The sequence below is a fragment of the Micromonospora sp. RTGN7 genome (assembly GCF_033804645.1).
GTDB lineage: Bacteria > Actinomycetota > Actinomycetes > Mycobacteriales > Micromonosporaceae > Micromonospora.
This window is the reverse complement of record NZ_JAPZLF010000017.1, coordinates 17,548-29,348: the sequence shown is the minus strand read 5'-3', so window position 1 is coordinate 29,348 and position 11,801 is coordinate 17,548. Positions and strand designations below refer to the sequence as shown.

Sequence of the window (11,801 nt, the reverse complement as noted above, 5' to 3'; positions counted from 1 at the left end):
TACGAGAAGGGCTGACACGAGTGGTGCTGGTGCAGCGAGAAGAACAGACCGCCCGTCTCCGAAAGGCGTTCGGCGCCTGTGAGGAGCAGCAACGCGGACACGTCGCGCTGGTGACCGGAGCGGTGGGCAGCGGCAAGACGAGCTTGTTGGAGACGTTCAGCGAGTGGGCGGGGGCGGCCGGGGGGCGGGTGCTCAGCGCCGCCGGCTCCCGGGCGGAACACGGACTGCACCTGGGGGTCCTGGGACAGCTGTTCCACAGTGCCCGGTTGGACCACGAGGCGGCGGTACGGGTCGAGAACCTGATGCGCGACACCGCCTTCGCGCTGCCGCTGCCCGAGCCCGACGGCGAGCCGGTCGCCGGCGACCGGGTCTGGGCGCCCCTGTTGCACGGCCTGTTCACCGTCCTGCTCGACCTCGCCGACGCCGGGCCGCTGGTCCTGGCCGTCGACGACGTGCACCACGCCGACCCGGCGTCACTGCACTGCCTGCTGTACGTCACCCGCCGGCTACGCCACGCCCGGATCATGGTGCTGCTGGCCGAGGCATCGACGCAGCGTCCACCGCACCCGCAGTTCCGCGCCGAACTGCTCAGTCAGCCGTACTTCTCGCGGATCACCCTGCCGCCGCTGACCGTCGACGCGATCGCCCGGCTGGTCGACCCCGACGGCGGGGCCGCCGCCCGCGAGACGGCCGAGCGCTGCCTCCGGATGACCGGCGGCAACCCGCTGCTCACCCGGGCTCTGATCGACGAGCGTTCCCGGGGCGAGGCCGACGACGACCGGGTGCCCGACGCGAGCAACGGCGACGCGTTCGACCAGGCCGTGCTCGGCTGCCTCTACCGGCACGAGCCGGGGGTACGCCGGGTGGCGCACGCACTGGCCGTACTGAACCGCCCCGCCCCCACCGAGCTGCTCGGTCACCTGCTCGACATGGTGCCCGAGTGCGCCGCACCGGCGGTACGGGTGCTGCGCACCTCCGGTCTGATGGAGGCCGACGAGCTGCGCCACCCGCGCATCCTGCGCTCGATCCTCGCCGACATGTCCCCCGAGGAGCGCCGCAGCCTGCACCAGCGGGCCGCCGAGGTGCTGCACGAGCACGGCGCCGAGCCCGGCGTGGTGGCCGAGCACCTGGTCGCCGCCGCGTGGGCGGACGCCGCCTGGGTGGTGCCCGTGCTCTCCGACGCCGCCGCGCACGCCCTGGCGTCGGGTCGACCGGACGTGGCGTCGGCCTGCCTGCGGCTGGTCGCCCGCGCCGAGATGGACGACCAGCAGCGCAGCGCGACGACCGCGATGGTGGTCAACGCCCGCTGGCAGGTCAACCCGCTGGCCGTGAACGGGCAGCTGACCGAGCTGGTGGAGAGCGCCCGGGCCGACGGGTGGTCCACCGGCGCGGCCCTGTCCACCGTGCCGTACCTGCTCTGGCAGGGGCGGATGGAGGAGGCTACCGAGGCGGTCAGCGGATTCTCCCCCGACGACGACCACGGCCCCACCGCCAGCACCGCGGGTCGCCTGCGGGCCATGCAGCTGCTGGTCTCCCTCTCCCACCCCGACCAGTTGGCCTCCGTACGGGAGACCCCGAGCACCTGGAGCCGGGCGGCGACCGCGCCGACCACGATCAGCCCGCAGCTCCAGGCGGTGACGGTGCTCGGCACGGCGCTGATGCCGACGGGCGAGCACGACACCGTGGCCACCGCCGAGCAGCTGCTGCACCGGCACCACACCGACGACGGCGCGCTCGGGCTGCTCACGGCCCCGCTGCTGGCACTGCTCTGGACGGGCCGCTCGGACCGGGTCGTGGTCTGGAGCGACGTGCTGCTCGACCGGACGGCAGTCCGGCACGCCCCGGTCTGGCGGGCCGTCGTCCGGGCGGTGCGGGCGGAGGCGGCCCTGCGCCTGGGCGACCTGCCGGGCGCGGAGCACCATGCCCGGGCTGCGCTGGAGGACATCCCCGCCCCGGCCTGGGGGGTGGCGATCGCCGGCCCGCTGGCCACGCTGATCGCGTCCGCGACCGAGGCCGGCCGCTTCTCCGAGGCCGACCGCTGGCTGGCCCACGCGGTCCCGGCGGGCATGTTCCGCACCCCGCTGGGCGTGCACTACCTGGCCGCCCGGGGCCGGCACCACCTGGTGATGGGCCGGCCGCACGCGGCGATCGCCGACCTGCGCCGGTGCGGTGAGCTGATGCGCACCTGGGGCATCGACGTGGCCGGGCTGGTGCCGTGGCGGCTGGAGCTGGCCCGGGTGCAGCTCAGCGTGGGCAACAAGACACACGCCACCCAGCTGCTCCAGGAACAGCTGCGCGTGCCGCACGGGGTCGACGACCGGACCCGGGGCCGCTCGCTGCGGCTGCTCGCCACCACCGCCGCCCCGGACCATCGGCGCAAGCTGCTCTCCGAGTCGGTCAACCTGCTCCAGGGCTGCGGCGACCGGCTGGAGCTGGTCCGGGCCCTCGGCGACACCGGGCAGACCCTGCAACGGGCCGGTGACTCGGCGCGCGCCCGGCTGCTGGTCCGCCGGGCCTACCAGCTCGCGCAGGACTGCGGAGCCTCGGTGCTGGCCCAGCGGCTGATCCGGCGGGAGTCGGGCGGCGGGTTGCTTCCCGCGTACCCGGCGAGCAGCGAGGTGCCGGAGCCGGACGACGGGCTGAGCGAGGCCGAACGCCGGGTGGCCGCGCTGGCCGTCCAGGGGCACACCAACCGGCAGATCTCCAGCAAGTTGTTCATCACGGTGAGCACGGTGGAGCAGCACCTGACCCGGGTCTACCGCAAGCTCGACGTGAAACGGCGCACCGACCTGCCGGCCCGGCTCGTCGCGTACGCGGAGCCGCTGGCGGAGGAGCCCCAGGGCGCCGCGTCCTGACCGACCCGACGGGGGCGCCACGGTGGGTGACCACCGCGGCGCCCCCTTCTCGCGTACGAAAGGAGGGGCCCTCAGCCGACGACCGGGGCGCCGGCCCGGCGCGACGCCGCCCCGGCGCGGTGCCGCAGCACCAGGTCGGCGGCGGCGGCGGCCCCACCGGCCTGGTGCAGCCGTCGGCTCCACAGCCCGGCCCGGTCCCGGAAGGACCCCTCGGTGAGCAGCCGGCGCAGCTTCGCCACGATGTCCGCGACGTCGAGGGTGTCGTCGTGCTCGACGGCCAGCGCCATGCCCGCGTCGACGACCCGGACCGCGCCGTCGTGGCAGTCCAGCCAGAACGGCAGCACCAGCTGCGGCACGCCGAACCAGGCCGCCTCGTGAATCGCGTTGGCGGCGGCGTGGTTGAAGAAGACCCGCACGTGTGGGTGCGCCAGCACCTCCACCTGCGACGGGAGCCACGACTCGACCCGCAGGTTGGCCGGCAGTGAGTCGGCCGACGGTAGGAAGCGCTGCCGGTCGGCGGGGAGCTTCCACAGCACATGGTGCTCCGGGGCGAGCCGGGCGGCGACCTCGACCAGCGCGGCCACCTGGGCGGCGTTCGGTCGCATGATGGTGCCGAAGCCGATGTAGACCACCGACTCGTGGGCGTCCAGCCAGCCGCGCAGCTCCGCGCCGTCGGGGCTTGCGGCGATCTCCCGGGGCACCATCGAGCCGACCATTCGCAGCTTCGTGGGGGCGGTGGCGAACGGGTACTCCAGCCCGAAGACCGTGTACGCCATCAGCGCCTCCGCCGCGTCGGCGTACATCGAGGGGCGCAGCTCCACGTTGTCGATGCCCGCGGCCCCACGGCGCTGCGCGGCGGCGGTGCTGCGCGCCAGCCGTTCCGGCTCCATCAGGGTACGTAGCAGCGCGTCCCGGTGCCGGCGGTTGGCGGCCTGCTGGCTCGGGCTCATGTGCAGCGGCAGGCCGGACAGCGGCGTCGGGTACGTCGGCGGCAGGTTGTCCTGGAGGAAGTTCGACGGCGGCACCGACACGCTGATCACGAACGGGACGCCCAGCGTGGTCATCGCGTCCATGCCGAACGAGGCGAACGAGTCCACCACGGCCAGCGCCGGCGACACCTCATCGATCAGGGCCAGGCAACGCTCGTACAGCTCGTGCAGGTAGTCGTAGTCGACGGAGGTGTCCACGTAGCTGGCGAAGTTCTCCACCCGCGAACCGGCGGACATCCGCCGGTGTTTCTCGTCGTCCCAGTGTTCCGGGCGCACGTCCAGCCGGGCCTCGCCCAGCGACACGAAGCGCACCTCGCCGTCGCCGGGAAGGCCCTCCACGTCGGCCCGGCGCTCGTCGGTGCAGGCGAACCAGACCCGGCGCACCCCCCGCCGCTTCAGCTCGCCGGCCAGGGTGAACAGCGGATTGAACAGCCCGGAGCTGCCTGAGGTGACGATCAGCAGTGGGCCCTCGGTGGCCGTCATCGCACCGGCCCCCTAGTCCATCGCCCGACGCATGAAGCCGCGGATGCCGATCGCGGAGAAGAGCACGAACACGCCCGCGAGGACGATCAGGTCCAGCCAGAGCGGCACCGACTGCACCCCGGGCGGGGCGACCAGCGACCGGGTGGCCTCGCTGACGTAGGTGAGCGGGTTGATCGCGCAGATCAACTGGAACCAGGGCAGCGAGTCGAGGGCACGCAGCGGAAACTGGGTGGCGCCGGTGAACATCAGCGGCGTCATGATCACGGTGAACATGATCTGGATGCGTTGCGGCGGGACCAGGGTGCCGAAGGTCAACCCCATCGCCGAGCCGACCATCGCCCCGGCGGCCAGCACCCCGATCACCGGCAGCAGCGTGGAGAGCGGCCAGGTGACGCCGAGCAGGAGCATGCCGATCGGGATCAGCACCACACCGGCGATGACGCCCCGGATCGCGCCGAAGACGATCTTCTCGAACGCGACCAGCGGGATCGCCATCGGCGAGAGCAGCCGGTCCTCGATCTCGCGGGTGAAGGAGAAGTCCATCACCAGCGGTAGGGCCGTGTTCTCCAGGCCGATCAGGAACGCGTTGAGCGCGATCACGCCAGGCAGCAGCACGTTGGCGAATTCGGGGCTGGCGTAGCCGAGGCCCGTGAGCACCTTGCCGAAGATCAGCAGCATGAACAACGGCTGAAGGAAGACCTGGGCGAAGAAGGCGCCCAGCTCCCGGCTGGTGACGAAGAGGTCGCGCCAGAGCACCGCCCGGAAGGTGGCGAGCTGGTCCAGTACGCGCACCGGCGCGGCCAGCGCGACCGCGGTCGATGAGGTGACGGGTACGGTGACGCTCACCGAAGTTCCCTTCCGGTCAGGTGGATGAAGACGTCTTCTAGGCTCGGCTGACCGATGCTGAGGTCGCGGACCTCGCAGCCCAGGTCGCTGAGGATCTTCAACGCCATCGGCACGGCGTTGGCCGGCGCGGTGTCGGTGTAGAGGCGGAAGGACAGGGTGGCGTCCGGGTCCGCGGGAGCCTCGGGCATCGGCATCGGTGGCATGCCGGGAAACATCGGCATCCCGCCCGGCGCCCCGCCGACGCGCAGCCGCTCGACCCGCTCGACGTCGGGAACGTTGCCGAGGGCGGCCTGCACCTCCTCGACGGGGGCGCCGGCCGCAACCACCAGGGTCAGGGTGCTGCTGCCGGGCAGGGTCCGGGTCAGCGCGGCCGGGGTGTCCAGGGTGAGCAGCTTGCCGTGGTCGACGATGCCGACCCGGTCACAGAGCTTCTCCGCCTCGTCCATGTCGTGGGTGGTCACCACAACGGTGACCCCGGACTGCTTCAGCTCGGCGATCCGGTCGTGCACGAACAGCCGGGACTGCGGGTCGAGGCCGGCGGAGGGCTCGTCCAGGAAGAGCACCCTGGGCGCGTGCATCAGCGCCCGGGCGATCATCGTGCGCTGCGCCAGGCCGCCGGAGAGGAAGTCGGTGCGGGCGTTGGCGAAGTCCTTGAGCCCCATCTGCTCCAGCAGCTCGTCCGCCCGCTTCGTGCGCGCCGCCCGGGACACCCGGTGGTACGCCGAGTGGAACAGCAAATTCTGCCGGACGCTCAGCGCCCGGTCCAGGTTCACCCGCTGTGGCACCACCGCCAGCAGACGCCGAGCTCCGGCCGGCGAGCGGACCACGTCCGCCCCGCAGACGGTGGCCCGTCCCGAAGTGGCCCGCACCCGGGTCGTCAGCACCCCGATCGTCGTGGTCTTGCCCGCGCCGTTCGGCCCGAGAAGACCGAAGACCTCACCCGCGGCGACGGAGAAGCTCAGTCCGTCCACCGCCGGTGGCATGTTGGGCTGGTACCGCTTGACCAGCTCCTCGACCACCACTGCCTCGTCCACGTCGACATGCTCCCGTCCTGGTCCCTGATGGGACAGATGTCCATCACTTCGATAGGGGCTGCTAGGGGCTCACCAGGGGCACCGCGCCCCACCGACCCGCCCCGGCCGGCCCTCCTCACAACCCTTGTGCGATCAGCCACTCCTGCACGGTCGCGGCCAGTTCCGGGCCCCGCTCGCCGACCATCGTGAAGTGGTCGCCGGCCGCGTCCACCACCTCGTGCGGGTACGGCCAGCGGGACCGCCAGCCGTCGGGTTCGCCGTGCCACTGCCCCAGCGGCTGGCCGGCCCGGACCAGCAGGGTCGCCGCGTCCATGGGGGCGGGCTGCCAGTCCAGGAACAGCGGCAGGTAACCCGCCCACGCGGTGGTCCGGTAGTCGTCCATCGGCGTATACGCGCTGTCCCGCTCGACCATCCCGTCGAGCAGTTGCGACGTCCAGCCGCCGAGCACCTCGCTGTTGGCCGGGTAGGTGTCCATCAGCACCACCGCGGTCGGCGGGCGACCCTGACGCTCCAACTCCCCGGCGAGCAGGTTGGCCACCATCGCACCGCCGGAGTGGCCGGCCAGCACGAACGGGCCGCCCCCGACGGCGCGCAGCACCGTGTCGGCGTGCACCCGCAGCAGCGCGCCCCGGTCGGCGGGGAGTTCCTCGCCCACCCCGAAGCCGGGGTTGGGCAGCGCCCACACGTCCCGGTCACCCCGGAAGCCGGCGGCGATGCGGGCGTACTCGTGTGGGCCGGACAGCAGCGACATGGTGCAGCAGCAGACCACCGGCGTGCCGGGCCCCTCGGCCAGCCGGAGGATGCCGGCCGGACGGGCGAGCTGCGCCGGTTCGGTGAAGCTGGGCCGGAACTGGGCGAGCTTGACCAGCACTTCGGCGTACCCGGCGGCGTCATCTCGGGCCTTGGGCTGGCGGAACAGCCCGCCCAGGATGCCGCCAGCCCCCTCCGGGGTGCCGGCACCGGAGCTGGCCTCCGCGTCACCGGCCGCGCCCGCCCCGAGGATCTGGCCGAGCAGGTGCCGGGCCAGCACCGTGGGGGTGGGGTAGTCGAACAGCAGGGTGGCCGACAGCTCCGCGCCGGTCTCGTGGCGCAGCGCGTCGCGCAGTTCCAGCGCGGTCAGCGAGTCGAAGCCCAGCTCCAAGAAGTCCCGGTCGGCCTCGATCGCCCCGGGCGATGCGTGCCCGAGCACCGTGGCCACGTGCGCCCGGAGCAGGTCGAGCAGGATCCGGTGCCGGTCGGCGGCGGAGCAGCCGGCGAGCCGGTCGCGCAGTACCCGGGCCGGGTCGGTCACCTCGCCGACGGGCCGCCCGTCCGCCCCGGCGACGGCCGTCGCCTCGGGCACGCCGCGCAGCAACGGGCTGGGGCGTACCGCGGTGAAAGCCGGCACGAACGTGGGCCAGTCGACGTCGGCGACGGCGAGCTGGTCGTCGCCGCGCCCGACCGCCTGCTGCAACGCGGCCACGGCCAGCTCGGCGTCCAGCGGCCGGACGCCCCGGCGGCGCAGCTGCGCCGGCTCGGCGACCTCGTCGACCCACGGCACCCAGGCCACGACGGTGGCCGGTCGGCCGGCGGCGCGGCGGCGGGCGGCCAGCGCCTCCAGGCCGGCGCCGGTGGCGGCGGCGACCGCCGCGCCGCCGCTGCCCCAGGTGGCGGCGGTGGAGGAGAAGATGACGAACTCGTCGACCGGCCGGTCGGCGCAGGCGGCGTCGAGTGCCGCCACGGCGGTGACCCGCTCGGCGACGGCGGCGGCCAGCCCGGCCGGGTCGGCGACGGTGACCGGGTCGCCGGTGCCGCCGGAGTCGGCGACGTGGACGACGGTGCGCACCGGCGAGCCGGCGGCGGCGAGCCGGTCCAGAAGTTCGGGCAGCGTGGCGGGGTCGTCGACGGTCGTGACGGTGACGCCGTCGCCGGCCGGTTCGGCGGGCGCGGCGGGGCCGGCGAGGACGAGGTGGGTCGCGCCGCGCCCGATGAGCCAGCGCAGCACGTGCGGGGCGCGCACGGCCGCCGTCCCATGCACCAGCACGGCGCCCCGGGGCCGCCAGTCCTCGTCGGCTGCGGCCGGGCCGGTGGGGGCGGGTTCCAACCGCCGGGCGTACACCCCGCCGGCGCGGACCGCGAGCTGGTCCTCGGCGGCGTCGGCCACGATCACCCGGGCCAGCGCGGCCAAGGCAGCGTCGTCGGCCTCCGCCGGTAGGTCCACCAGGCCGCCCCAGAGCCGGGGCTGTTCCAACGCCAGCACCCGGCCCAGGCCCCAGAGGTACGCGCCGGCGACGTCCGGCGCGGGATCGTCGGCGTCCACGGCCACCGCACCCCGGGTCACGCACCAGAGCGGCACGGTGACGCCCGCGTCGGCGAGGGCCCGGACCAGCACGGCGGTGCCGGCCAGTGCGCCCGTCCCGAAGCCGAAGTCCGGCTCCCCCACGGCGAGCAGCGAAACCACCAGGGCCGGGGCGGGTCCGGCCAGCGCCCCGGCGAGCTCGTCGGGGCGGGCGGGCGCCGGTGACAGGCCGGCGGCGCGCAGCGCGGCCAGCACCGGCCCGACGTCGACGCCGGAGTCGGCGACGACCAGGCAGTGGCCGGTGGCCGGGGCAGCCGGGGGCGGCGGATCGGTCCGGGTCCAGCCGGTGCGGTAGCGCAGGGCGTCCAGCTCGGACCGGCGGCGCTGCCGGCCCCGGTACGCGGCGAGGGCGGGCAGCAGGTCGGTCAGCGCGTCCCGCCGGTCGGCGTCAACGCCGAGGACGGCGGCCAGCGTGGCGGGCTCGTCGGTCTCCACGGCGTCCCAGAACGCCCGGTCGGCGGTGTTCTCCGCCGGTCCGCGGGTGAAGTCGATGACCATCGGCTCCGGCCAGTACCGCTCGTGGTCGAAGGCGTAGGTGGGCAGCTCGACCCGGCCGGCGTCGGTGCCGGCGAAGAGGGCGGTCCAGTCGACGCCGGCCCCGCGCAGGTCGGCGGCGGCGAGCGCGCCGAGCAGCCCGGCCGCCTCCGGCTGGTCCCGGCGGCCGACCGGCACGAACGACGCCGCGTCGGCGTCGGGCAGACACTCCCGGCCCAGCGCGGTAAGCGCGCCGTCGGGGCCCAGCTCCAGGAAGGTGCCCACCCCGGCGGCGGACAGGGTGGCCAGGCCGGCGTAGAAGCGGACGGTGTCCCGGACGTGGTCGACCCAGTAGCCCGGGTCGGTGGCCTGCTCGGCGGTGAGCAGGTCACCGGTGCGGTCGGAGACCACCGGCAGGGTCGGCGGGTGCCAGGTGACCTTCTCCGCGACCACCCGGAAGTCGGCCAGCATGGCGTCCATCCGGGCGGAGTGGAAGGCGTGGCTGACCTTCAGCGGGCGGGTCCGCTGCCCCTGGGCCGCGAGCCGTTCGCCGGCCGCGAGCACAGCGTCGGCGTCGCCGGAGAGCACCACCGACGCGGGGCCGTTGACGGCGGCCAGGGCGACCCGGTCGTCGAGCAGCGGGGCCACCTCGGCCTCGGACGCCCGCACCGCCAGCATCGCCCCGCCGGCGGGCAGGGCCTGCATCAGCCGACCCCGGGCGACGACCAGGGCGGCAGCGTCGGACAGCGACAGCACCCCCGCCACGTGCGCGGCGGCCAGCTCGCCGATCGAGTGGCCGAGCAGGAACTGCGGGCGCAGCCCGCACGCGGTGACCAGCCGGTACGCCGCCACCTCGTACGCGAACAGCGCCGGCTGGGTGAACTCGGTGCGGTCCAGCAGCGCCGCCTCGGGCGAGCCCGGCTCGGCGAAGACGACCTGGCGCAGCGGGCGGGGCAGGTGCCGGTCGAGTTCGGCGGCCACCTCGTCGAAGGCGGCGGCGAAGACCGGGAACCGGCGGTGCAACTCGACACCCATGGCGGGACGCTGCGCGCCCTGGCCGGTGAAGAGGAAGGCGAGCTTGCCGGCGGGGCGGGCCACCCCGCGCAGCACGCCGGGGGCCGGCCGGTCCTCGGCGACCGCGCGCAGGCCGGCAACCAGCGCGTCGACGTCGTCGCCGGTCACTGCGGCCCGGTGCGGCAACGCCGCCCGGGTGGTGACCAGCGAGTACGCCACGTCGGCCGGACGCAGGTCGGGGTGAGCGGCGAGGTGCTCCAGCAGCCGGCGGGCCTGCCCGGCCAGCGACGGGGCACAGCGGGCGGAGACGATCCACGGGACCGGCGGAGCGGGCGTCCCGGCGGGCCGGACCGGGCCGGCGTCGGCGGGGTCGGCCTGCTCGATGATGGTGTGCGCGTTGGTGCCGCTGACGCCGAATGCGGACACTCCGGCCCGGCGCGGCTGCCCCGTCTCCGGCCACGGGGTGGTCTCGGTCAACAGGGTCACCGCCCCGGCGGACCAGTCCACGTGTGGGGTGGGCCGGTCGACGTGCAGGGTGGGTGGCAGCACCCCGTGCCGCATGGCGAGGACCATCTTGATGATGCCGGCGACGCCGGCGGCGGCCTGGGTGTGGCCGATGTTCGACTTCACCGAGCCGAGCAGCAACGGTCGCTGGACCGGGTGCTCCCTGCCGTACGTGGCCAGCAGCGCCTGCGCCTCGATCGGGTCGCCGAGGGTGGTGCCGGTGCCGTGCGCCTCGACCACGTCGACCTGGTCGGCGGTCAGCCCGGCGTTGGCCAGGGCTGACCGGATGACCCGCCGCTGCGAGGGCCCGTTCGGGGCGGTCAGCCCGCTGCTCGCCCCGTCCTGGTTGACGGCGCTGCCGCGCACCACGGCGAGGACGCGGTGACCGTTGCGGCGGGCGTCGCTGAGCCGCTCGACGAGCAGCATGCCGACCCCCTCGGACCAGCCGGTGCCGTCGGCGGCGGCGGCGAACGACTTGCACCGCCCGTCGGTGGAGAGCCCGCGCTGCCGGGAGAACTCCACGAAGACCGTCGGGGTGGCCATCACCGACACCCCGCCGGCCAGCGCCAGGGTGCACTCGCCGAGCCGGAGCGCCTGGCAGGCGAGGTGTAGCGCGACCAGCGACGAGCTGCACGCGGTGTCCACGGTGACCGCTGGCCCCTCCAGGCCGAGGGCGTACGAGATCCGGCCGCTGGCCACGGCGGCGGCGCTGCCGGTGCCGAGATACCCCTCGACGCCGCCGCTGACCCCGGCCAGCAGGGCCGCGTAGTCGCCCTGGCTGCTGGTGGCCGCGTAGACGCCGGTGGGTGCGCCGCGCAGCGTGGTCGGGTCGATGCCGGCCCGCTCGAATGCCTCCCACGCGGCCTCCAGCAGCAGCCGCTGCTGCGGGTCCATGGCCAGGGCCTCGCGAGGGCTGATGCCGAAGAAGGCGGGGTCGAAGTGGCCGGCGGAGTTGAGGAACCCGCCCTCGCGCACATACGAGGTGCCCCGGCTGTCCGGGTCGGTGTCGTAGAGGGCGTCGAGGTTCCACCCCCGGTCGTCGGGGAACGGCACCATCGCGTCGGTGCCGGCGGCGACCACGTCCCACAGCTGCTCCGGTGAGCTCACCCCGCCGGGGAACCGGCAGCTCATCCCGATGATCGCCACGGGCTCGCTGAGCACGGCGGTGAGCTGCTGGTTCTGCTGCTTGAGTTTCTGGTTGTCGAGCAGGGAAGCGCGTAGCGCGCTGACGACCTCGTCCAGTGAGACGCTCATCGGGGACTCC

At 74.6% G+C, this 11,801-nt stretch carries 5 protein-coding genes; 1 reads left to right on the top strand and 4 read right to left on the bottom strand.

Annotated elements, in window-relative coordinates:
• Positions 1-29 precede the first annotated feature (29 nt).
• Positions 30-2,855 (top strand): helix-turn-helix transcriptional regulator, encoded by a 2,826-nt coding sequence (locus tag SNR22_RS22280; RefSeq protein WP_320068581.1) that lies wholly within the window; start codon positions 30-32, stop codon positions 2,853-2,855.
• Positions 2,856-2,926: 71 nt separating this feature from the next.
• Here the strand turns inward: SNR22_RS22280 and SNR22_RS22275 are convergent, their stop codons facing one another.
• The 4 genes from SNR22_RS22275 to SNR22_RS22260 form a co-directional block, all read right to left on the bottom strand.
• Positions 2,927-4,327, bottom strand: a complete 1,401-nt coding sequence (locus tag SNR22_RS22275) for a glycosyltransferase (RefSeq protein ID WP_320068580.1) — start codon at positions 4,325-4,327, stop codon at positions 2,927-2,929.
• Between the two features lie 12 nt (positions 4,328-4,339).
• On the bottom strand, positions 4,340-5,173 hold the full coding sequence (locus SNR22_RS22270; protein ID WP_320068579.1) for an ABC transporter permease: 834 nt from the start codon (positions 5,171-5,173) through the stop codon (positions 4,340-4,342).
• Positions 5,170-6,207, bottom strand: a complete 1,038-nt coding sequence (locus tag SNR22_RS22265; RefSeq protein WP_320068578.1) for an ABC transporter ATP-binding protein — start codon at positions 6,205-6,207, stop codon at positions 5,170-5,172. Before SNR22_RS22265 ends, SNR22_RS22270 begins: the two co-directional genes overlap by 4 nt.
• A 115-nt stretch (positions 6,208-6,322) precedes the next feature.
• Complete coding sequence (locus SNR22_RS22260) at positions 6,323-11,791, bottom strand: type I polyketide synthase (RefSeq protein ID WP_320068577.1); 5,469 nt, start codon at positions 11,789-11,791, stop codon at positions 6,323-6,325.
• Positions 11,792-11,801: the final 10 nt, after the last annotated feature.